Genomic DNA, 23047 nt, shown 5'->3' with positions numbered 1-23047 from the left:
GAGATGACAATGAATATGCGCGTTTCCTCCCCCGTTCCCGGCACGCTGGCCGAGAGCAAAGCAGCCCGGGTCAGCATCTTGGCCGCACAAGCCCGGTTGTCACTGCGTGCGCGCGGCGATCTGGTGCCGCTCAGCGCCGCCCTTGGCCTGAGCCTGCCCGACCGGATCGGCACCCGCTCCGCCACGGGCGAAATCGAGGTTCTGCGGCTTGGTCCCGACGAATGGACCATCCTTGCACCGATAGCTGAAATCGATCGGCTGATCGCTGCCTGCGCAGGCGTTTACGTCAGCCATCCGCACAGCTTGGTCGATATTTCCGGACGGGAAGTGACGCTGCTGATCGAAGGTCCGCAGGCCGCCGAACTGCTGACGCTCGGCTGCGCCCGCGACATTGAGACGATTGCCGTCGGCGAGGGACGCCGGACGATTTTCGACGGTGTGACCGTAGTGCTCTGGCGCGATGCGCCTGACCGTTTCCGCATGGTTATCTGGAACAGTTTCGTGTCGCATCTTGGCCATTTGCTTGAAACCGGCTGCAAGGAACTTGCGGCGGATATCGCCTGATCTGGGAGAAGAAATATGCTCAACCGCCTGTCACATAATACCGTTTCGGACACGGTGATCGCCGACGCTATCGCCGAGGAACTCGACCGCCAGAAAACGCAGATCGAGCTGATCGCCTCGGAAAACATCGTTTCGGCCGATGTCCTGGCCGCTCAAGGCTCGGTGCTGACCAACAAATATGCCGAAGGTTATCCCGGCAAGCGTTATTACGGCGGCTGCGAATTCGTCGACAAGGTGGAGGCGGTCGCCATCGAGCGGTTGAAGCAGCTCTTCGGCGCGGAATTCGCCAATGTACAGCCGCATTCCGGCGCGCAGGCCAATCAGGCGGTGTTTCTGGCGCTGCTGCAGCCGGGCGACCGGATCATGGGGCTTTCGCTTGCCCATGGCGGCCACCTGACCCACGGTTCGCCGGTCACGATGTCGGGCAAATGGTTCGACGTCGTTTCTTATGAGGTCGATGCCGATACACATCTGATCGACATGGAGAAGGTGCGCGCAAAGGCGCTGGAAACGAAACCGAAGCTGATCGTGGCGGGCGCTTCCGCCTATCCGCGCCAGATCGATTTTGCCGGTTTCCGCGAGATTGCCGATGAAGTCGGCGCCTATCTGATGGTGGACATGGCCCATTATGCCGGCCTGATCGCCGGTGGCAAATATCCGAACCCGGTGCCGCACGCCCATGTCGTCACCTCCACCACCCACAAGACGCTGCGCGGCCCGCGCGGCGGCGTGATCCTCACCAACGATGCCGATCTCGCCAAGAAGCTGAATTCGGCCGTCTTCCCCGGCAATCAGGGTGGTCCGCTGATGCATGTCATCGCCGCCAAGGCCGTGGCTTTCGGCGAGGCGCTGCGCCCGGAATTTTCCGATTACGCCGGCCAGGTCATCGCCAATGCACAGGCGCTGGCTAAAGTACTGACAGAAGGTGGTCTCGGTATCGTCTCGGGCGGAACCGACAGCCATATGGTGCTGGTCGATCTGCGTCCGAAAGGCGTCACCGGCAAGGTTGCCGAAATCGCGCTGGAGCGGGCGGGTCTCACCTGCAACAAGAACGCCATCCCTAATGACCCGGAAAAGCCCTTGGTCACCTCGGGCATCCGGCTCGGCAGCTCCGCCGGCACCACACGCGGTTTCGGCGTGGCTGAATTCGAGCAGATCGGCGTGCTGATCCTGCGCGTCATCGATGCGCTTTCGGTCAACGCCGAGGGCGACGCCGCAATCGAGGCCCAGGTGCGGGCACAGGTTGCCGCACTTTGCGACGCCTTCCCGATCTACGGTTCGTAAATGTTCCTGTCGGTCTTCGATATATTCAAGATCGGCATCGGCCCATCGTCTTCTCATACGATGGGGCCCATGGTCGCGGCCGCCCGGTTTCTTGACGATCTGCGCGGCGGCGACAAGTTCCCGGGGGCCGGAGACCTGTTCGGCCTGCGGGCGAGCCTGCATGGCTCACTCGCGTTTACCGGCAAGGGCCATGCGACGGACCGCGCGGTCATTCTCGGCCTGTGCGGGCTGAAGCCCGATACGCTCGATCCGGACCGGGTGGAGGAGATCGAGGCGGAGGTGCGCCGGACCGGCCTTGTCCAGCCCGAGGGGCTGCCGCCGCTGCGGTTCGATCCGGACAGGGATCTGGTCTTCGATTATGGCCCGCCGCTTCCCGGCCATGCCAACGGGCTGGTCCTGATCGCCTGCGACCGCCAGGGAAACACCTATCACCGGGAGGTCTATTATTCGATTGGCGGCGGCTTCGTCGTCACCGAAACAGAGCTGCAAAGGTCGGCCGGCGGATTGAGCGCCGGCAAGCAGCAATCGGTGCCCTATCCCTTCAGCACGGCGGCCGAAATGCTGCGCATGGGCCGCGCGTCGGGCAAGACCATCGCCCAGATGAAGCGGGCGAATGAGGAGGTTGTTTACGGGTCGGAACTGGATGCGCGGCTGGACCGCGTCTGGGAGGTGATGGAAAGCTGCATCGAGCGCGGCCTGACGCAGGAGGGTATTTTGCCCGGCGGGCTGAAGGTGAAGCGCAGAGCCAAGGCGATCCATGAACAGTTGCAATCGGAGCGCGGGCTGAACCTTAACCAGCCGCATCAGGCCAATGACTGGATGAGCGTCTACGCCATGGCGGTGAATGAGGAAAACGCCGCCGGCGGGCGCGTGGTCACCTCACCCACCAATGGCGCGGCGGGCGTGGTGCCGGCGGTGGCGCGCTATTATCTCGACCATTGCATCGGCGCGCGCCGGGAAGGCATCCGCGATCTTCTGCTGGTGGCTGCGGCCATCGGCGGTCTCATCAAGCACAACGCCTCGATCTCGGGGGCGGAAGTCGGCTGCCAGGGCGAGGTGGGTTCGGCGGCGGCCATGGCGGCGGCCGGGCTTTGCGCGGTTTTAGGCGGCAGCAATGCGCAGGTGGAAAATGCCGCCGAAATCGCGCTGGAACATCATCTCGGCATGACCTGCGATCCGGCGGCCGGGCTGGTTCAGGTTCCCTGCATCGAGCGCAATGCGCTCGGCGCCATCAAGGCCGTCTCTGCGGCCAGCCTTTCGCTGCGTGGTGACGGCACCCATTTCATGCCGCTCGACAATTGCATCACCGTGATGCGCGAGACCGGCCGCGACATGCATGTGAAATACAAGGAAACCTCGCAGGGCGGCATCGCCGTCAATCTGCCCGAGTGCTGAACTATCAAGGGGGAGCAGGATTTGACCACCTATATCATGAAAGTCGCGTGCCCGGCGCGCAGCGGCATCGTCGCCGCCGTCTCGGGTTATCTCGCCCGGTCCGGCTGCAACATCAACGACAGTTCGCAATTCACAGACCAGGAGACGGGCCGTTTTTTCATGCGGTTGAGTTTCGTTTCCGAACAGGGATCGGGACGCGAGGCGCTGCTTGACGGCTTCGGTCCCGTCGCGACCGATTTCGAGATGGACTATGATATCCACGACCTTTCGCGAAAGACGAAAGTCGTGATCATGGTCTCGCGTTTCGGCCATTGCCTGAACGATCTGTTGTATCGCTCCCGCATTGGCGCACTGCCGGTCGAGATCGTCGCCGTGATCTCCAATCATCTGGATTACCAGAAGCAGGTGGTGAACGAGGATATCCCCTTTCACCACATTCGTGTCACGCCGGAAACGAAGCCCGAGGCGGAAGCCGCGATCCTGCAGGTGGTGCAGGATACCGGGGCGGAACTCGTGGTGCTGGCGCGCTACATGCAGGTGCTGTCGGACCGGCTGTGTCAGGAAATGTCTGGCCGCATCATCAATATCCACCATTCGTTCCTGCCCTCCTTCAAGGGTGCCAACCCCTATAAGCAGGCCTATGAGCGCGGGGTGAGGCTGATCGGCGCGACCGCCCATTACGTCACCGCCGATCTCGACGAAGGGCCGATCATCGAACAGGATACGATCCGCGTGACCCATGCCCAGAGTGCGATGGATTATGTGAGCCTGGGGCGGGATGTGGAAAGCCAGGTTCTGGCCCGCGCCATCCACGCCCATATTCATCATCGGGTCTTCCTGAACGGAAACAGGACGGTCGTCTTTCCCGCATCTCCCGGAGAACACGTGTCCGAGCGCATGGGCTGAAGGCGGCTCGTGATTGGCGTCCCTGGTCAGTGGCTCGCCGGCATGTCGTCCCGCCAGTAGCAGGCGTTGAGATAACGCTTTTTGGACAGGAGCGATAATTTGTCCCGAAAGCCCTGCCACTGGGAGAATGCATTGGCGAGCCACAGGAAATAATCGCTGGTGGAAGCGGCTGTCTCCATTGCCGCATCGCCAACCCGCTCAACGAATTTTTCGGGAGACACGGTCGAGCGCGGCAGCCAGTATATTTGCATGCCGGAAGGTGTCGCGATGTCATATCGGCAATTCTCGGCGCGAAGGAAGATCTGGCCCACAGCATGTTCGGGCATATTTTCGCAGATGCGGGCAATGGCGGGCAGGGCCGTTTCATCTCCGGCCAGCAGATAGTTTTTTGCCGGCTTCACTCCCAGCCCGCATGGGCCGGACATGCCGCAAAGTGCGCCGGGACGGGCATTCCGGGCGAAGGAACATCCCGGCCCCTCATCTTCATGCAGGACGAAATCGATGTCGATAAAACCGCTATCGGGGTCTATCGCCCGGATCGTGTAGTAGCGCACGTCGAAGGCATCCGTGGGCTCCGCAACATTTTCCGTGGCAGGCAGGTTATGGCCAGTGCTGTTGTTTTGCCTTGAGAAATAAAGCCTGACATGCAGGTTCTTCAGCGTATCGAAACGCTGGAGCCCGTTGCCGGTAAATCGCAGGCGCTGCATGAACGGGGCGAGGCGCTGGCTGTCGACCACTGTCAGAATCCTGAAACTTTCATCCGTAAATATGGTCATGCGCGCCTTCCGATAAGTACAAGCAAGAACGGCCCGCCAACCACTGTCGCCAGGAGGCCCGCGGGTATCTGAAACGGGAAAATGAGGTTGCGCCCCAGCCAGTCGGCGGTGAGCAGGATAAGCCCGCCGATCAGCGCCGCCGCAGGCAATTGCGTGCCGGCGCGCTGGAAACCTGCAAGCCGGGCCAGATGCGGTCCCATCAGGCCGGCGAAACTCAAGGGGCCGACAAGGATCGTGGCGCTTGCGGTAAGAACGGCGGAAAGTGAATAAAGACTGTTTCGGCTTGTCACGATAGAGACGCCGGTATTTCTGGCGATGTCTTCACCAAGCGGCAGCACGTCCAGCCAGCGGCGAATGAAGGGGGTTAAGGCAAGCCCAAAAAAAAGCAGCACCGCCGCCATGACAGCTTCGCCCGGCGCGACCGCATAGGTGGAGCCGGAAAGCCAGGCGAGAAGCTGGCCGAGCCTCGGATCCTGCGATGTCATCAAAACCGCCATGACGAAACCGGAGACGGAGCTGAGTGCGATACCGATCAGCAGCAGCCGGTCACCCGAAAAACCCGGCTTGCGCGACAGGGTCAGCATCAACAGCAAAACCGTCAGCGAACCCGCAGCGCCGGCGAGGATCTGCGCGGAGCGGCTGGGCGCGGCCAGCGTGAGAAGAACCGCGATAACGCCGAGCATCGCCCCGGAAGACACGCCCAGCACTTCCGGGGATGCCATGGGATTGCCGGTGACGCGCTGCAGAATGGCGCCTGCAAGCGCCAGCATGGCCCCGCCGCTGAAAGCCGCGAGTGCTCGCGGCCAGCGCCAGCCGAGACTATGTGTGTCGTAGAACCCCGATAAGAACCAGCCGTCCGCGCTTTTGCCGACGAACAGCGCCACACCGGCGGCAACACAGAGAATGGCGAGGAGGTAGAGCAAGACCGGCACGGGCCGGGCAAGGCGCGCTGCCGCCGGCTGTGCGCCGGGCTGTGGCGGCGCCGGCATCTTCAGCCGCCTGATCAGCGCAAACATCAGCGGAGCGCCGAGGAGAGCGGTGACGGCAGCGGTTGGGAACAATCGATAGGTAACGGGGAAAAACAGGACGATCTGGTCGGTCAAGGTCAGCAGCAGCGCGCCAAGGCTCGCCGAATAACCAAGCTGCGCCGCCATTCGCCTCGCGCCGCAGGCACGCGCCAGTGCGGGTGCGGCGAGCCCGATAAAGCTGATGATGCCGACAGAAGCGGTGACAACCGCCGTCAAGGCGGCCGCCACCACCAGCGTCAGCAGGCGATAGGTGGCGAGCGACAGGCCGAGACTTTTTGCATTGGCGTCCTCAAGCGTCATGATCGTCAGCGGGCGAAGGAGCAGCACGACGGCAAGGACGAGAACGGCGAGGCGAGGGGCGAGAAAGGCGACGGCGCTCCAGTCCTGCTGGTCGAGATAGCCCGCGCCCCATAAAAAGATGCTGACGAGAAAATCGTGATTGAACAGCACCAGAACGGCGCTCGCGGCACCGCAATAAAGGCTGACGATCATGCCTGCCAGCGTGACGGTGACGGGCGACAGGCCCTTGCGCCAGGAAAGTGCGAGGATCGCCAGAAGCGACAGGGCGGCCCCCGCGAAGGCGACCCATTCCTGTGCGCCAGCCCATTGCGGGAACCAGAGCGTGGCAATGGCAAGCAGCAGATAGGAGCCGGCGGAAATGCCGAGCGTCGCCGGCTCGGCGAGCGGATTGCGCAGGATGTTTTGCAGGATCGCCCCGACAAGGCCGAGCGTCGCGCCGGTCATCAGCGCGACCACGATCCTCGGCAGAAAGGTATTGTGAAGCAGCATCTGTGCCGTCACGTCCGGATCTGGAAAGAACAGGGCTGCAAGCGGCATTCCATCCGGCATGCGCAGAAACAGGTTGAGGCCTGTGAGGCCGGCGCAGACGATAGTAAACGACGTGACGACGATTGTGGAAATGTTCGCCGCCTTCTTCATTGCGATGCCTCACCGGCAAGGGCTTCGGAAACGAGGCGCGCGAAACGTTTTGCCGGCGGCAACCCGCCGTAAAACAGCACGTCCTTTATCCGTACCAACCGGTTTTCGCGGACAAATGGCAGGCTTTTGATGACGGGTGCCGCGAGAAGCATGTCCAGTTTCTCGCTGCTGGTATCGCCGATGCATAAAAGCCGTGCCTGAGGATGGCGGGAAAGCTGGTCGGCCGTCACTGTGGTATGACCATATCGCGAGGTGTAACCGTCCCAGGCGTTTTTTATGCCGAATTGGTCGAGGACGTTCTGAAAAAGGCTGTTCCTGCCGAAAACCAGCAGTCGCCTGCCATCTATGACCGTTGCCAGCAACAGGGGTCGTCCGTCATAGGCGGCGAGCCGTGCGCGTGCCTGCCGCATTTCGGTATCGAAACTTTCCTGAAACGCGTCAAACCGGCCGGGCTCGCCGAGCCGCGCGGCGAGCGCGATGAGAGCGTTTCTACCACTCATTAAATGGTTGTCGCCGGCAGTTACACCGGCATCGAAAAGGTGGCTGGGGGCGATGGAGGCAAGCCGGCTGGCGGCCATGGTGAAATCGTCGCTGTGCAGTATCAGGCTTGGTCGAAGGCGGTCGACGAGTTCCAGATTGGGCTCTGACCGCAATCCAAGCTCGGCGACCGACGGCGACAGGGCCGGTTCGACGACGAGACTGCCATAACGCTCCAGTTCCGGCATGGCGGCGGGCTGCACACCCAGCGCCAGCAGGTTTTGCCCGCTCACCCAGTCCATGGCGACAATGCCGCCGGTGCGGGCGGCGGATGAGGGCTGGTTTGTGAGAAAAAACGAACCCGCCCCGCAGAGTAACGCTCTGCGGGACAGGGAATTACGCAGCATCATCAGAATTTCGCCTGAACCGAGAAGGAGACGGTTCTCGGCGCTCCGAGATAATAGCTGTTCTGCCAGTAGTTCTCGTCGGTGATGTTGCTGACGTTCAGCCGGAAGGTTAGCGGATTGCCGAAGTTCTCGGTGGTGTAGCGCAGCCCCAGATCGGCGGTGACATAGGAGGGGAGACGGTCGTTGTTTTCGGATGTCGCCCATTGTTTGCCGGTGAAATAAAGGCCGCCGGTCAGGAAGAGGCCCTCGACGGTGGGGACCTCATATTCGGCATAGACCTTGGCCAGAACATTGGCGACATTCATGGGGCGCTTGCCGTCATAGGTTCCGCCTTCGACCTTGGCATCGAGGAACGTCACGCCGCCGAGAATGGTAAGGTCATCCGTCACCTTGCCGGTCGCTGTGAACTCGATGCCGCGATGGCGCTGGCGTCCGTCCTGCGTGTAGACATTGGCATCCGTCGTCAGTTCGTAGGCCTTGGAGATGTCGAAGAGCGCCGCCGTCAGCAGCATGTCGCCGACATCGCCCTTGATGCCGATTTCCTTCTGCTTGCTGACCATGGGGGCGAGAATTTGCCCGCTGTTTACGGCCGTATCCGGTGCGACGCCACCTTGCTCCAGCCCTTCGATATAGCTGCCATAAAGAGTAACCTTCTCTATCGGCTTGAACAGCAGCGAGGCAGAAGGCGAGAGCCTTGCTTCATCGTAATCCGGTGCGGAGCGGGCGCCGCTGCTGTCCAGCGACTGGCTCTGGATCATGCTGTAATTGGCGCCGACGAGGGCCGACCATTGTTCGTCGAATTCGATCTGGTCGCCGACGACGAAGTTATGATTGCGCACATAGCCGGACTTGTAGAGCGTGCCGGTGTTGGGCGGGAAAGTCGGCTCGGCAATATGCCGGGGAGAAGACAGGGGGAATGACGGCTGCCAGCCGGTATTGGGGTTGTAAGTCGTGCCCCAGTCCTTGCCCTGATACATGTAATATCCGGCGGTCAACTTGTGGGACACCGCGCCGGTGTCGAAGGAGACGTCAGCGAAAAAATTCGCGGCGTCGAAGACGTTTTTTGTCCTGCCGGAGCGGATTGCGATCTGGGAATATTCCTCCGCGGACTGAACAAGATTCATAGTGTGATCCTGAACCGGCCGGTCGATATATTCCCGCATATATCCGCCGCGCAGGGTAATGGCCTCGTTCACATCGTAGGTGAGCTTGGCAGAGTATCGTTTTTTCTCGATTTCGTCGTGAATCCAGGGTTGGCTCCAGTTCCTGCTGGCGTCGGGCGCATCGCCATGCGGCACACCGTCCGCGAAAGCCCAGTAGGAGTTGGCGGCGTCCAGCTTGTATTTGCTATAGGATGCGTTGAGTTCCAGCTTCAGCCGGTCGGTAATGTTCCAGTCGAAAGCGCCGCTTGCGAGAAAGCGGTCGACATTCTGATCGTCGATGGCGGTGTCTCCCGCCGAGCGGACGATGTTGAGGCGGTAGCCCATATCGCCTTCCGGATCGATGCGGCCGCCGAAATCGCCGTGGACGAATGCCTGCGAGCCGCCGTAATTGCCGACCGTCACGCTGTTCAGGCGTTCCTGCGTCGGGCGCTTGTAGACATAGTTGATCATGCCGGCGGGCGAGGCCGCGCCATAGAGAAAGCCCGAAAGGCCGGAAAGAACCTCAGTGCGTTCCTTGTCTTCCAGCACCGTCGCGTGGCTGTAGGAGCGGCGAAAGCCGTCTTCGGCCGTGTCATAGGTGGTGAAACCGCGAATATTGGCCATCGGCGCCCAGCCGGACATTTGCGGCGTCTGGCTGCGGATGGTCGGCAGGACACGGTAGATATCCTCAGGCGATTGCGCCTGGATATTCTGGATCAGCTCCCTCGGCGCGACGGCGACCGAGAACGGCGTGTCGCGAATGGCAGTCTGCCCCAGCAGGCCGAGGGAGGACAGGGTCTCTGTGCGGTAGCCGTCCTGCGCCAGCCCGTCCTGCTGCAGAGCCGATGCGCCCTGCGAACCCTGAACGGTGATGGTTTGGAGAAGGGTGGAGTTTCCGGCTGCCGCAGCCGTTGCGGCGCTGACCGGCGCGGCAATGACCACGGAGGTGGCGTCGGTGAAGGAATAGACGAGGCCGGTGCCGCGCAGCAGCTCCACGATTGCCTGCTCGCGGGTGGTCGCACGGCTCACGCCCTGCGACAGCTTTCCGCGCGCGATCGAAGCATCATAGGAAATCTGCGTCCCCGACAGTTTTCCGAAAGTCGCCAGCGACTTGTTCAGCGGGCCGGCCGGAACCGAATAAACCGCCTGCGCAAAGGCGGGCTGTGCGGCGAGGCCGGCGGTGAGCGCCGATGTCGTTGTTAAAAAAGCGGCGACGAGCGCGCCATGACCCAGGCGACCCCTGTTGTTACCCTTATGAGCCGATGAGAACTCATTCCCCATGTGAAAACCACTCCATTAGATATGTCCCCGAAGACCGGCCGACGGATGCTGTCGGCGGGCTTCCTGAGGACAATACGAATGGCGTTCGAAAATTTTCCTCTTTTTCTCAAGTTTTATCAGATGGAGGAGATAACGGTCAAAAATGGCGTGACTGTCCGCACCTTGCCGCCGAACGGACGCACCACCGCATCGAGCGCGCGGACGGGATCGGCGAGATCGAATACGCCGCTGACGACATTGTTTTTAAGGGCGGGGGTGGCGATGACCACCTTGCCCTGCTGCCAGCGGGCGATGCGATTGACCACCGCCGCGACGGTTTCCTTTTCGGCAATGAGCATGCCCGTGCGCCAGGCCGCGATTTCCGAGGCTTCCCTGACGCCGCGATCCATGCGGCGCGATGCCTGGTCATAGGTCAGCCAATCCCCTGCCGCCAGTTTTTCTCCCTGGGGGGAGGGCAGATCGGGCGACGTGGCAAGAACAAGTCCGTGATCGACGGAGACCGAGATGGAGAGATCGTCCCCGGAAACATCGAAAGCCGTCCCGAGCGCTGTCGCGGTCAGCGGCCCATAGGTGACCGAAAAGGGGCGCGACGGATCGGGCATGACCTCGAAATAGGCCATGCCCGACAGGAGGTTCACCCGTCTTGCCCGCTCGCTGAAATCCACCGCGATTGCGCTGTCCGGTCCAAGCGTGACCACGCTGCCATCATCGAGGGGAATTTTTCTGATCTCGGCCGTCGACGTCAGATAATCGGCACGGGCGCGCAGCGACACATAGGGCGCCAGCACCGAACCGCCCGCCGCCGCGCCGAGACAGAGCACGCCCCCGACAAGCAGAAGACGCCGGTTAGGGTCGAAACCCTTCTGCGTGGAGCGTGCCTCCTCGGCGAGAATCTGGCCAGTCATGCCATGGATCGCGGCGACCTTCGCCCAGGCGGCCGCATGGGCCGGCCCGCGCTCGATCCAGGCACGCGCGGTTTCGATGGCGACGGGATTGCCGGGGTCGTTCTGCAGGCGAATGGCAATATCCGCAGCTTCACGAAACAGGCGCCGCTCTTCCGACACTTCGTTCATAGGGGCCTTTCAGGATTGCCGGAGATCGGACAGTGTCACAGCCTTTGATATATACGAATGAGAGGCCGCATATTTCCGGATGAAGGAAGTTTAATACGCCGGCCGGCGATTAAACGGTGATATCTGGTCAAGATGGGCGGCATTTGCCCCTAGAGGCCGTTCAGCCGGTCCTCTATATGCTCGTAGGCGTCGCGGATCAAAACCCAGGTGCGGGTGGTGGACATGCCGAGCCTCTGTGCCACCTCGCTGATTGTCAGGCCGCCCATCCGGTGCAACTGGAATGCCTCGCGCACCCGCCGCGGCAGTTCCGCAAGCGCCTGCTCCACCAGTTGCAGCCGCTGGCGGTCATAGACGATGGTTTCGGCCGATGGCGATGGGTCGATGATGGCATCGAAGGCATTTTGCGGCAGATCGACACGGCGGAGGCTGCGTTCACGGCGATAATGGTCGATGCTGAGATTGCGCGCCACCGTATAGAGATAGGATTTGGGATTATGGGAAGCCACACTCGCCGGCGGTGGTGAGGCCAACACCTTCAGGAACGCATCCTGCGCCAGATCGGATGCCGTTTCAGGATCGATGCCCCTGCTGCGCAGGGACCTGACGATGCCCTTCGCATATAGCCGGAACAATTCCTGCAGATCCCAACTCAAAAGCCTTGCCTTCCGGTAATCGACCCCCGTGCCCCCGGAAAGCGGGCGGGCCGGTATGTCGAACGATGCAGCCGTCGGTCGATTGTGTGCAATCGGTGCCGAATTCGAGAATATGCGAAGCGACGGCCTTGATAAACGGGATCGCCCCGCAGGCATGATATCATCGGCCGTGGACGTTGCCGGTATCATGCTTGCGGGGCGACAGCAAAGTAAAACAGTCGCTCTATTATAGATTAGTCTGTGACTTTCATGCGTACATATCAAATGCCGCGATGAGTGAGGCAGACTACGAGTAAAGGTTGCTATTCGGCGGGCTGCGCGACGGCCTCCGTGCCGAGGCGTCCGCGATCTCCGGAGAGGCTGCGCTGGCCGAGCGCGATGATGGCGACTGTCGAAAGGCTTGCGGCGACGGACACCCAGAAACCGTTATCCGGGCCGAAATTGTCGATCACCCAGCCGGAGACGAAGGCGCCGAGCGCCATGCCGATACCGATGCCGGTCATGACCCAGGTCACGCCTTCCGTCAGCATTGATTCAGGCACGCGGCGCTCGATCAGGCCGAATGACGTGATGAAGATCGGCGAGATCGCAACGCCGCTGAGGAAAACGGCAAAGGCGAGCAGGGCAACGCTGGTATTGGCGACGAGGAGCGGCAGCGCGGTGAGTGCAAGCACGCTGACGGCGATCAGCAACTGACGTTGCAACGGCATTTTGGGATTGAGCGCGCCGAGAATGAGGCCGACCACGAAAGAGCCGATGGCATAGACACCGATGACGAGGCTGGCGGCTTCCGGTTGGCCAAGCGCCTTGGTGATTGCGACGGCGCTTACCTCGGCCGTGGCGAAGGTCGAGCCGACGAAGATCAGGGCAAGCGTGATGATCTGGACCGGGCGCAGGGAGATGGCCGAACGCTGCGGGCGGCCGCTTTCAACAGGCCGCACCTTGGGCTCGGTCGAGCGTTGCAGAAGGAAGGCAAAGGTGCCGAGCGCCAGGAAGGCGGTGCTGATCATCATGCCGGCTTCCGGAAAGAGTGAAACGGCAAGGCCGACGGAAAGCGAGGCGCCGGAAATGTAGACGAGTTCGTCGGCGGCGGATTCAAAGGCGAAAGCGGTATTCAGCTCCGGCCGGTCGCGGAAGATTTCCGTCCAGCGGGCGCGCATCATGGCGGGAATGCTCGGCATGGCAGCGGCGAGAAAGGCGGAGAGGAACAGCGTCCAGGCGGGCCATCTCTGATTTGTCGCGATAATCAGCGCCGCAAAGGCGATGACCGAAACGATGGTCGCCGGGATGAGGACACGGCTCTGCCCCTTGCGATCCACCAGCCGGGAGATTTGCGGGGAGACGGCGGCATTGGTGAGCGCAAAGGTTGCGGAGACGGCGCCGGCCAGCCAATATTCGCCATGGGTTTGCGACAGCATGGCGACGATACCGATCGGGGCCATGGCAATGGGAAGGCGGGCAAAGAAACCAGCGGCGGAAAAACCTTTTGCTCCTGGAGCACGGAAAATTTCTCTGTATGGATTAGCCATCGGGATGCACCTTGTTCTGAGGGTGTCCACCACACACATACGTGGCGTATGTGAAATGAGATAATTGCATACGTGGCGTATGTCAACTAATATACGCGGCGTATGTGGAGAATGGAGAGAAAATGCGCAAACCTCGCAGCGAAATGATTGCCGAGACGCGGGCGAAGCTTCTGGCTGCCGGCCGCAAGGCCTTTGGCAGCATCGGTTATGCGGAAGCATCGATGGACGACTTTACCGCCGAGGCCGGTCTCACCCGCGGTGCGCTCTATCACCATTTCGGCGACAAGAAGGGCTTGCTGCTGGCCGTCGTGGCAGAGATCGACGCGGAAATGACGACGAGGCTCTGTGAGATTTCGTCCAGGGCTGCCACCCGGTGGGAGGGTTTCGTCGAGGAGAATGTGGGTTATGTCCGCATGGCCCTCGAGCCGGAGATCCAGCGGATCATGTTCCGCGACGGGCCGGCCGTGCTGGGTGACCCGTCCCGCTGGCCAAACGCCAATGGCTGCATTTCGGCTGTCGCGCGAAGCCTCGACGCGCTGAAAGAGGAGGGGACCATCGTCAATGTCGATCCGGAGGCATGCGCCCGTTTCATCAATGCGGCAAGCAGCAGTGCCGCCCAATGGATAGCGAATTCAGACGACCCCGAAACGACCTCGAAACGAGCCGTGGAAAGTTTCCGGACCCTGCTGGATGGTCTGAGGGTCAGGAAAGACTGATCCGGGTTTCACGAGGCCCGGTAAATTTCCCTTCAACGTCCGCTTTCGGGATATGGGCGTCCGCAAGTCATGCAACTGTCATATGGCGGGTCTAGGAGAGATTGTGGTTTTCACATGTCTCGCGAGGGGAATATGCGCAAAATTGTTGCCGCTTTGGTCGCTACGACCGTTCTTGCCGGCGCCGCTCAGGCTGCCGAGGTCTATCCGCTTGATCGTGCTACGATCCTGACGGGTTCGCCGTTTGATTTTAAAGTCGAGTTCGCTTCCGTCGTGAAGCCGGAAGACGTCAAGATCACCGTCAACGGCCAGGATTACAAGGCCGCTCTCGGCAAGGATGCCGAGTTCGTCGCCGAAGAAAAGAACAAGGACAAGGTTCTTGGCTCGGCCGTCATCCTGCGTGGCGTCACGCTTGCCAATGCCGGTGACTACAAGGTTGAAGTTTCGGCCGGTTCCGAAACCAAGAGCGTGACCTGGGCCGTTTATGGCACGCCCGCCCAGGCAAAGGCCAAGAACGTCATCTTCCTGATCGCCGACGGTCTTTCGGTTGCGCATCGCACCGCCGCCCGCATCATGTCCAAGGGCATGACCGAGGGCAAGGCCAATGGCCGTCTCAACATGGATGACGTGCCGCCGGTCGCCTTCATCGGCACCTCCGCCACCGACGCCGTCGCCACCGACAGCGCCAACACCATGTCGGCTTACATGACCGGTCACAAGACCGCCGTGAACGCCATCGGCGTTTATGCCGACCGCACCTCGGCCTCGCTTGACGATCCGAAGGTGGAAACGCTGGCCGAAGCGCTGCGTCGCCAGACCAAGAAGTCGATCGGCATCATCTCGACCGCCGAAGTGCAGGATGCGACGCCGGCTGCCGTCGTCGCCCACACCCGCAAGCGCGGCGACAAGGCCGAAATCAACGGCATGTTGTTCGACGTGAAGCCGGATGTTCTTCTCGGCGGCGGCTCCGCTTATTTCCTGCCGCAGGCCACCGCGGGTTCCAAGCGCAAGGACGACAAGGATTATATCGCCCTGTTCAAGGAAGCCGGCTACACGCTGGCGACCAGCAAGGCGGAACTCGCAGCGGCTTCGGGCACCAATACCGGCAAGATCCTCGGCCTGTTCCACACCGGCAACATGGATACCACGCTTGACCGCGAATTCCTGAAGAAGGGCACCACGGCCAAGTTCCCGGATCAGCCCGGTCTCGTTGAGATGACCAAGGTTGCGCTCGACAATCTCTCGAAGAACCCGGAAGGTTTCTTCCTGATGGTTGAAGCGGCCAATGTCGACAAGATGTCCCACCCGCTCGACTGGGATCGCGCCGTTGTCGATACCATCGAATTCGACAAGACCATCGGCATTGCCCGCGAATTTGCGGCGAAGAACCCCGATACGCTGATCATCGTCACCGGCGACCACACGCATGGCGTTTCCATCATCGGCACCGTTGATGACAACAAGCCCGGCACCGACATGCGCGAAAAGGTCGGCACCTATGCCGAAGCCGGTTTCCCGAACTACGAAGACAAGGACGGCGATGGCTATCCGGACAATGTCGATGTTTCGCGTCGCCTGTTCCTGAACGCCAATAACGGTCCGGACCACTACGAAACCTTCCGTCCGAAGCTCGATGGCCCCTTTGCACCGGCCATCCAGAACGAAAAGAAGGAATACATCGCCAACGAGCAGTACAAGGATGTTCCCGGTGCCGTGCTCGTCACCGGCATCATTCCGAAGAGCTCGGACAGCGGTGTCCACGCAGTGGATGACGTCGTGCTGCAGGCTGAAGGCCCCGGTGCCGAAGGCTTCCGCGGCTATATGGAACAGAGTGACGTTTACAAGGGTCTCGCTGAAGCCTTCGCACTCGGCGCCAAGCAGACCAACTAAGACCTGAACGGGGCGAGGGCGCGCCGCCATGGCGTGCCCTCGTCGTCACTTCCGGTCTTGCATTGCCGGCCCTGTCGGCTGGCGATGAAGGACCTTTCAAGAAGGAGAATGGTCATGGGCAAGCCTGATCAGGCGCGGTTCACCCGCCGCCAGACACTGGGTCTCATTGCCGGTCTGCCGCTGCTGGCCGCCGGCACGCGCGCGCAGGCGAAAAGCGACCTTACCTTTGACGAACTCTACGGCAAGGTCAGCGTCCTCGGACTGGAATTTTCCGAAAAGGTCAAGCAGCTGAACGGCAAGGATATCGCCATGCGCGGTTTCATGGCGCCGCCGCTGAAGGCCGAAGCGCAGTTTTTCGTGCTGACCGAAATACCCATGTCGATCTGCCCTTTTTGCTCCACCGATTCTGACTGGCCGGACAATATCGTCGTGGTCTATCTCGGCGAAAAGCAGACCTTTACCCAGCCCAGCCAGACGATCGAAGTGCGCGGCACCTTGGAAACCGGCTCGTGGACGGATCCCGATACCGGCTTCGTCAGCCTGCTGCGCATTCGCCAGGCAGAATACGCGACGGTTTGAGACCATGCTGCCCCTGAATATAGATCATCTTGCCGTGTCCTTTCCCGGTCTCGCGTCGCCGGTTCTCGTTATCGACCATCTGGAGATCTCCGCCGGAAGCCGCGTCGCGCTGACGGGCGGTTCCGGTTCAGGCAAGAGCACGCTCATCAACATCGTCGCCGGCCTCGAACGCGTGCAGGCCGGCCGCGTCGTCTGGAGTGCAGAGAACATCGCTGACTTGTCCGAAGGCCGTCGCGACCGCTGGCGGGCCGCCAATATCGGCCTCGTCATGCAGGAGTTTCATCTTTTTCCCGGCCTGTCCGCGCTGGATAATATCCTGCTGCCCGCCCGCCTGTCGCGCGTGGCGGATGCGGCGCTTATGAAACGCGCGGAAGCCCTGTTCGCCACCGTCGGCCTCAAGCGGCCGGAGCAGCATGTCGAGACCATGTCGCGGGGTGAAATGCAGCGTGTCGCCATCGCCCGTGCACTGCTGCGCAGTCCCGGCGTCATCATCGCCGACGAACCGACCGCGAGCCTCGATCTCGAAAGCGGCGAGGCTGTCGGTGACCTGCTTCTGTCCGTCGCCACCAGCACCGGCAGCACGCTGATCGTCGCCAGCCACGATCAGCACCTCATCGGCCGTCTCGACCGGCGTCTGACCCTCAGCGGCGGCCGTATCGTTGCGGATAGCGAGCGGAAGGAGATCGCGGCATGATCGGCTTCATCCTCGCCGACCTGCGCCGCCTGTGGTTGGGCGGCGCCGTTGTGGTTCTGCTCGTGGCGCTTGCCACAGCACTTGGTGTTGCGGTGACGCTGCAGGAACGGTCGCTACGGCTTGGCAGCGCCCGCGCCGCCGATAAATTCGATCTCGTCATCGGCGCGGCCGGCAGCGAAACCCAGCTGGTCCTTTCTTCCATCTTTCTTCAGGCGGCCCCTTTGCCGCTCGTCGATGGCGCCGTTCTCACCAGGCTCTCCGCCGATCCGCGCGTCGCCTGGGCCGCCCCGGTCGGGTTTGGCGATTCCTTTGCCGGTTACCCCATCGTCGGCACGACGACGAGCCTTGTCAGCAATACGACGCCCGGTTTTGCCGAAGGCAGGATGTTCGCTCTGGAAGGCGAAGCCGTCCTCGGCGCTGCCGTCGATCTGTCGGTCGGTGCCGAGATCAAGCCGATGCATGGCACGGCCGAGACCGGCGGCCATACCCATACCGAGATCGCCTACAGGGTCGTCGGCAAGTTGCAACCGACCGGTACGCCGTGGGATCGCGCCATTCTTGTGCCGATCCAGGCCGTCTGGCACGTTCATGGCCTTGGCGAGGACCATGGTCATGACCACGAGGAGGGGCATGGCGAGGGTGATGCGCATGCCGACGGGCATCATCACGAGGATGGTCACGATCACGCCCATGAAGATGGGAACCATCACGAGGATGGCGGCGCGCATGCCGAAGGCGAGGCGGACCATGCCGAAGCGTCCGTTCAGCTTGCGGCCTCGCCGGCGCAAAAACACGCCTTGGCCCTCGGTCCCGCAACGTCGGCGCATGGGGGAGACGATCATCGTGGCAACATCGATCCCGATGCGCCGATCGTGGAGAGTTTCGGCGATGGCCTGCCCGGCCTGCCGGCCATTCTCGTCAAGCCGAAAACGATTGCCGATGCCTATCGCCTGCGGCAGGAATATCGCAGCGGCAATACGCTCGGCGTGTTCCCGGGCGAGGTGCTGACCGGTCTTTATGCGACGCTTGGCGACGCCAAGAAGGTCCTGAGCGCGGTCGCCGCCGGTTCGCAAGGTTTGGTGGCGGCGGCGCTGATGCTGGTCACGGTGATCCATGTCGGGCAACGGCGTCGGCAGATCGGTGCATTGCGGGCGTTCGGTGCGCCGCGCGGCTCGGTTTTCGCCATCGTCTGGCTGGAGCTTTTCTTTCTGGTGGCGCTCGGTGTCGGCATCGGTTTTCTGCTGGGACTGGGTGCTGCCCATATCGGCGCGCAGCTCTTCACCGCAAAAAGCGGCGTGATCCTGCCGGTCGGCTTCACCGGCGAAGATTTGCGTCTTGCTCTCTTCCTGCTGGGATTTGCCGCCATTCTCGCGGCCATACCGGCGCTGCTCGCCTATCGCCAGTCCCCGGCTGCCGCCCTGCGCGCCTGAGACCACGCATAAGCTATGATAGCCAATGCGTTTTTCAGATTCGAATGGCGTGCTAGCGGGGTCATTGGCACGACTTTGCCATGCTGAGAGATCGCATTGCGTGGACAAGTACGGCCAGGAATCTGCGCTCCAAGGCCCAAAGAGGATGAGGCGGATAGAATATAGTTTTTTTACTGCGACGGCGTTTTATGGCAGGCTTGTGCCGGGGTTTTCGAAAACGATGGGAAGCCGTGTCACAATAGGAGGGAATCCGGATGGTGGAAGAGAAGCCGGGTAAAGCGCCTGAAATCGTCGAGACCGAACCGTCTGGCGCTGAACCGAAACTTCTTTCGGGCGGCAATCCACAGATTGCCAAGGGATATGGCGGTGCGCCGGTACGGGCCTATATCGCCGCCATGCCGGGTTGGAAAAGCCCGGTCGGAGCGCATATCGATGCGTTGATCGAAAATCTCGTGCCCGGCATCCGCAAGGCGGTGAAGTGGAATTCGCCCTTCTACGGGATGGAGGACGATGTCTGGTTCCTCAGCCTTCACTGTTTTACCAAATATATCAAAGTCACCTTCCTCAACGGCGCATCCTTGCAGCCCCTGCCGCCCGGCACCTCCAAGCACCCGAAGGTTCGTTACCTCGATATCCATGAAGGTACTTTTGACGAGGCGCAATTTACCGATTGGGTGAAACAGGCGAGCCGGCTGCCGGGCGAAAAAATGTGAGTGGGCCGCTTCGCCAGTCCGGGCCGTAACGCAATCTTGCGTTCGGCGAATCGCGCCGTTTTTTCCCGCCGTGAAAAGCTGTGGCATGCTGCCGGTGATGAGAAATCGCAGGCGTCTCGATACAGTTTTTCCTTCGCGAAGAAAAACCGGCCGATCCGGCCGATTTCTGTTTACTTTTGCCGAAGTTGCACGCCATCACGCTCACTGAATTCGCTGCCAGGCGTATCGCAAACCACGGAGGATGAGATGAAGGCACTGGTGCTGGAAGAAAAAGGCAAGCTCTCGCTCAGGGATTTTGATATTCCCGGTGGAGCCGGATCCGGCGAACTCGGACCGAAGGATGTGCGCATCCGCACCCATACGGTCGGCATCTGCGGCTCGGACGTTCATTATTATACCCATGGCAAGATCGGCCACTTCGTCGTCAACGCGCCCATGGTGCTCGGCCACGAAGCTTCCGGTACGGTGATCGAAACCGGTTCCGACGTCACCCATCTGAAGGCGGGCGACCGCGTCTGCATGGAGCCGGGTATTCCCGATGCCACATCGCGGGCCTCGAAACTCGGCATCTATAACGTCGATCCCGCTGTCCGTTTCTGGGCGACGCCGCCGATCCATGGCTGCCTGACGCCTGAGGTCATCCACCCCGCGGCCTTCACCTACAAGCTGCCGGACAATGTGTCCTTTGCCGAAGGGGCGATGGTCGAACCCTTCGCCATCGGCATGCAGGCGGCACTGCGGGCGCGCATTCAGCCCGGTGATATCGCCGTCGTCACGGGCGCCGGCCCGATCGGCATGATGGTTGCCCTGGCAGCCCTCGCCGGCGGTTGCGCCAAGGTCATTGTTGCCGATCTCGCCCAGCCGAAGCTCGATATCATCGCCGCTTATGACGGCATCGAGACTGTCAACATCCGTGAGCGCAACCTCGCCGAAGCGGTTTCGGCCGCAACGGATGGCTGGGGCTGCGATATCGTCTTCGAATGCTCAGGTGCGGCACCCGCCGTGCTCGGCATGGCGAAACTGGCGCGGCCGGGTGGTGCCATCGTGCTGGTTGGCATGCCGGTCGATCCGGTTCCGGTCGACATTGTCGGCCTTCAGGCCAAGGAGCTGCGGGTGGAAACGGTTTTCCGTTATGCCAATGTCTATGACCGCGCCGTGGCGCTCATCGCTTCCGGCAAGGTAGACCTCAAGCCATTGATTTCCGAGACGATTCCCTTCGAAGACAGTATCGCCGGCTTTGACCGCGCGGTGGAAGCGCGGGAAACGGATGTGAAACTGCAGATCGTGATGCCGCAGTAACGGACGAAGCCTGCCGCTGATGATGGAGCGGCAGATATGTTGCGGAAAAGTATGAGTGTGGCCTGCCGGCATCCGGCAGGCCACACGCCAAAATTTCACCTGAAATCGCCTCCGGTTGCGCATTGTCTGGGCGCATCACGCCAAATTGAGCGGAAAAATCGGCACCGTCGCCGCCTTTATAGTCAGCCCTGTCGGGCGACTCTTCAATTCCTGACAAAAAAGAGTCAAAAAAGTATCGGCAATTTCTTCGGCGTGATGTGGATGCAGAGATGCCGCACGCCATATGCTCCTCATCAACGCCTGGGACGAGCCATAAAGAGGAATGGCTCCGCTCCGTGAACGCGGCGGACGCGACTGATGGGAGGAACCATGATGCAGCCCGATCTGGAACTGGTGCACATCCGCAAGGGCGAATCCTTCGCTGCCTGGCGGCATGGCTATCCGTTCCGCACCGTGCGCTGGCATTATCATCCCGAATACGAAATTCATCTGGTCGTCGCCACGTCGGGCACCTTCTATATCGGTGATTTCGTCGGTCGCTTCGGCCCCGGTCAACTCATCATGACCGGCCCCAATCTCCCCCAGAACTGGATCAGCGAGATCGAGCCGGACGAAATCGTGCCGACACGCTCTCTCGTGATCCAGTTTCCGGAGAGCTTTATCGAAGATGCCTGCACCTCCATGGCAGAGATGGATGTGGTGCGCGCGCTGCTGGATCGCAGCCGCCGCGGCATTCTGTTCGACGACGAGACGAGCGACCGGGTTCGCCCGCTGGTGCTTCGACTGATCGAGGCGCAGGGGCTGACGCGTCTGGCGCTCTTCTGGGAAATTCTCGATCTGCTGGTCAACGCGCCGTCTTCCGAGGTGCTGGCAAGCCTGAGTTATGAGCTTGATCTGACCGGCATCGGCGATAGCGGCATCAACCGCGCTCTGTCGCATCTGCGCCAGCATCTGACGGAGCAGGTCGAGGAGATCGATCTGGCCGACATGGTGGGCCAGAGCCCGAGCGCCTTTTCCCGTGCTTTCAAGCGCCATACGGGAACGACGCTGGTGCGGTATCGCAATCAACTGCGCATCGATCTCGCCTGCCAGATGCTCTTGGCGGATCAGGACGTGAAGGTGGCGGAGGTCTGCTACGATGTGGGCTTTTCCAACCTTTCGAATTTCAACCGGCATTTCCTGAAGCTCAAGGGAATGTCGCCGTCGAGGTTCCGGACCATTTTTGCAGCCCAGAAGGCAGCGGTCATGGCGGAGTAAACCAGCGACACATCGCCGATTTTTACCAATTCGGGCAGAGGTCTGCCCGGAAACGGGCACCTGTTGCCCCAACTTTCCAAACGGGAGGAAGAGTGAGATGAAAATGAAATCCAGGTTTCTGATGGCGACAGCCGCAATTGCAATGATGGCCGCTCCGGCGCTGGCGCAGGAAAAGCTGAAGATCGGCATGACCTTCCAGGAACTCAACAACCCCTATTTCGTATCGATGCAGGAAGCGCTGAAGGAAGCCGCCGCAAGCATCGGTGCTGACGTCGTCGTCACCGATGCCGGCCACGATGTGGCAAAGCAGATTTCCGACGTTGAAGACATGCTTCAGCAGAAGATCGACATCCTGCTTCTGAACCCGACCGACAGCGCCGGCATCGAAGCTGCGGTTCACGCTGCCAAGTCTGCCGGCGTGATTGTCGTTGCCGTTGACGCCAACGCCAACGGTCCGGTCGACACCTTCGTCGGTTCGAAGAACCGCGATGCGGGCTACCAGTCTTGCAAATATCTCGGCACGTCGCTTGGCGGCAAGGGCGAGGTTGCCATCCTCGATGGTATTCCGGTCGTTCCGATCCTGCAGCGCGTCGAAGGTTGCAAGGCGGCTCTTGCCGAATTCCCCGAGATCAAGCTCGTTGACACGCAGAACGGCCGCCAGGACCGCTCCGTTGCTCTCGGTGTCGTCGAAAACATGATCCAGTCGCGTCCGAACCTCGCCGGTATCTTCTCGGTCAACGACGGCGGTGCGATGGGTGCACTCGCTGCTATTCAGGGTTCCGGCAAGGACATCAAGCTGACCTCGGTGGACGGCGCTCCGGAAGCGGTGAAGGCGATTGCCGACGGTGGCCCCTTCATCGAAACCACCGCGCAGTTCCCGCGTGACCAGGTGCGTGTCGGCCTTGCCATGGCGCTCGCCCAGAAATGGGGCGCACGCGTCGTGCCGAAGGAAGTCCCGATCGACGTCATGGTCGTTGACAGCAAAAACGCCGGCGAGTTCAGCTGGTAAGAACTCCTC

Annotated in this window: 20 protein-coding genes; 13 read left to right on the top strand and 7 right to left on the bottom strand. The window is 61.3% G+C overall.

Annotation, left to right across the window (positions count from 1 at the left end):
- Nucleotides 1-9: 9 nt before the first annotated feature.
- From soxG to purU, 4 genes are read left to right on the top strand one after another with little or no spacing between them, the layout of a single operon-like run.
- Nucleotides 10-564 carry a sarcosine oxidase subunit gamma family protein gene (soxG, locus tag ACIQUH_RS10115; RefSeq protein WP_400814388.1) on the top strand — a complete coding sequence of 185 codons (555 nt, stop codon included), beginning with the start codon at nucleotides 10-12 and terminating at the stop codon, nucleotides 562-564.
- 15 nt (nucleotides 565-579) lie between these two features.
- Nucleotides 580-1848, top strand: a complete 1269-nt coding sequence (gene glyA / locus ACIQUH_RS10110; RefSeq protein ID WP_400814386.1) for a serine hydroxymethyltransferase — start codon at nucleotides 580-582, stop codon at nucleotides 1846-1848.
- Nucleotides 1849-3243, top strand: coding sequence for an L-serine ammonia-lyase (locus ACIQUH_RS10105; RefSeq protein ID WP_400814384.1), 1395 nt, complete (start codon nucleotides 1849-1851; stop codon nucleotides 3241-3243).
- Between the two features lie 21 nt (nucleotides 3244-3264).
- Nucleotides 3265-4149, top strand: coding sequence for a formyltetrahydrofolate deformylase (gene purU, locus ACIQUH_RS10100; protein ID WP_400814382.1), 885 nt, complete (start codon nucleotides 3265-3267; stop codon nucleotides 4147-4149).
- 26 nt (nucleotides 4150-4175) lie between these two features.
- Here the strand turns inward: purU and ACIQUH_RS10095 are convergent, their stop codons facing one another.
- The 7 genes from ACIQUH_RS10095 to ACIQUH_RS10065 all read right to left on the bottom strand — a co-directional run bounded on the left by ACIQUH_RS10095 (nucleotide 4176) and on the right by ACIQUH_RS10065 (nucleotide 13454).
- Complete coding sequence (locus ACIQUH_RS10095) at nucleotides 4176-4925, bottom strand: siderophore-interacting protein (protein WP_400814380.1); 750 nt, start codon at nucleotides 4923-4925, stop codon at nucleotides 4176-4178.
- On the bottom strand, nucleotides 4922-6892 hold the full coding sequence (gene fhuB, locus ACIQUH_RS10090; protein ID WP_400814378.1) for a Fe(3+)-hydroxamate ABC transporter permease FhuB: 1971 nt from the start codon (nucleotides 6890-6892) through the stop codon (nucleotides 4922-4924). The genes ACIQUH_RS10095 and fhuB overlap by 4 nt, the downstream gene beginning before the upstream one ends.
- Entirely contained in the window at nucleotides 6889-7779 is an 891-nt protein-coding gene (locus ACIQUH_RS10085) for an ABC transporter substrate-binding protein (protein WP_400814375.1), read from the bottom strand. The genes fhuB and ACIQUH_RS10085 overlap by 4 nt, the downstream gene beginning before the upstream one ends.
- Nucleotides 7779-10199, bottom strand: a complete 2421-nt coding sequence (locus ACIQUH_RS10080) for a TonB-dependent siderophore receptor (RefSeq protein ID WP_400814373.1) — start codon at nucleotides 10197-10199, stop codon at nucleotides 7779-7781. The genes ACIQUH_RS10085 and ACIQUH_RS10080 overlap by 1 nt, the downstream gene beginning before the upstream one ends.
- A 116-nt stretch (nucleotides 10200-10315) precedes the next feature.
- Nucleotides 10316-11272, bottom strand: coding sequence for a FecR family protein (locus tag ACIQUH_RS10075; RefSeq protein WP_400814371.1), 957 nt, complete (start codon nucleotides 11270-11272; stop codon nucleotides 10316-10318).
- Between the two features lie 149 nt (nucleotides 11273-11421).
- Nucleotides 11422-11925: an RNA polymerase sigma factor gene (locus tag ACIQUH_RS10070; protein WP_400814369.1), complete on the bottom strand. Its 504-nt coding sequence runs from the start codon at nucleotides 11923-11925 to the stop codon at nucleotides 11422-11424.
- Nucleotides 11926-12227: 302 nt separating this feature from the next.
- A complete protein-coding gene (locus ACIQUH_RS10065) occupies nucleotides 12228-13454 on the bottom strand; it encodes an MFS transporter (protein WP_400814367.1) in 1227 nt (408 codons plus the stop codon).
- A gap of 122 nt (nucleotides 13455-13576) precedes the next feature.
- Here ACIQUH_RS10065 and ACIQUH_RS10060 point away from each other — a divergent pair, with 122 nt between their 5' ends.
- The 9 genes from ACIQUH_RS10060 to ACIQUH_RS10020 all read left to right on the top strand — a co-directional run bounded on the left by ACIQUH_RS10060 (nucleotide 13577) and on the right by ACIQUH_RS10020 (nucleotide 23038).
- Nucleotides 13577-14170 (top strand): TetR/AcrR family transcriptional regulator, encoded by a 594-nt coding sequence (locus ACIQUH_RS10060; RefSeq protein ID WP_400814364.1) that lies wholly within the window; start codon nucleotides 13577-13579, stop codon nucleotides 14168-14170.
- 132 nt (nucleotides 14171-14302) lie between these two features.
- A complete protein-coding gene (locus ACIQUH_RS10055; RefSeq protein ID WP_400814362.1) occupies nucleotides 14303-16057 on the top strand; it encodes an alkaline phosphatase in 1755 nt (584 codons plus the stop codon).
- 114 nt (nucleotides 16058-16171) lie between these two features.
- Nucleotides 16172-16636 carry a hypothetical protein gene (locus ACIQUH_RS10050; RefSeq protein ID WP_400814360.1) on the top strand — a complete coding sequence of 155 codons (465 nt, stop codon included), beginning with the start codon at nucleotides 16172-16174 and terminating at the stop codon, nucleotides 16634-16636.
- A gap of 4 nt (nucleotides 16637-16640) precedes the next feature.
- On the top strand, nucleotides 16641-17330 hold the full coding sequence (locus ACIQUH_RS10045; protein ID WP_400814358.1) for an ABC transporter ATP-binding protein: 690 nt from the start codon (nucleotides 16641-16643) through the stop codon (nucleotides 17328-17330).
- Nucleotides 17327-18760 (top strand): FtsX-like permease family protein, encoded by a 1434-nt coding sequence (locus tag ACIQUH_RS10040; protein ID WP_400814355.1) that lies wholly within the window; start codon nucleotides 17327-17329, stop codon nucleotides 18758-18760. The genes ACIQUH_RS10045 and ACIQUH_RS10040 overlap by 4 nt, the downstream gene beginning before the upstream one ends.
- A gap of 254 nt (nucleotides 18761-19014) precedes the next feature.
- Entirely contained in the window at nucleotides 19015-19473 is a 459-nt protein-coding gene (locus tag ACIQUH_RS10035; RefSeq protein ID WP_400814353.1) for a DUF1801 domain-containing protein, read from the top strand.
- 246 nt (nucleotides 19474-19719) lie between these two features.
- Nucleotides 19720-20772 (top strand): NAD(P)-dependent alcohol dehydrogenase, encoded by a 1053-nt coding sequence (locus ACIQUH_RS10030; RefSeq protein ID WP_400814351.1) that lies wholly within the window; start codon nucleotides 19720-19722, stop codon nucleotides 20770-20772.
- A gap of 372 nt (nucleotides 20773-21144) precedes the next feature.
- Nucleotides 21145-22029, top strand: coding sequence for a helix-turn-helix domain-containing protein (locus ACIQUH_RS10025; protein WP_400814655.1), 885 nt, complete (start codon nucleotides 21145-21147; stop codon nucleotides 22027-22029).
- A 97-nt stretch (nucleotides 22030-22126) separates the two neighbouring features.
- On the top strand, nucleotides 22127-23038 hold the full coding sequence (locus ACIQUH_RS10020; RefSeq protein ID WP_400814349.1) for an ABC transporter substrate-binding protein: 912 nt from the start codon (nucleotides 22127-22129) through the stop codon (nucleotides 23036-23038).
- Nucleotides 23039-23047: the final 9 nt, after the last annotated feature.

It is taken from the genome of Agrobacterium sp. NPDC090283, assembly GCF_044769685.1.
Taxonomy (GTDB): Bacteria; Pseudomonadota; Alphaproteobacteria; order Rhizobiales; family Rhizobiaceae; genus Agrobacterium.
The sequence above is the reverse complement of the archived record's forward strand: the minus strand, read 5'-3'. Positions and strand labels throughout refer to the sequence as shown.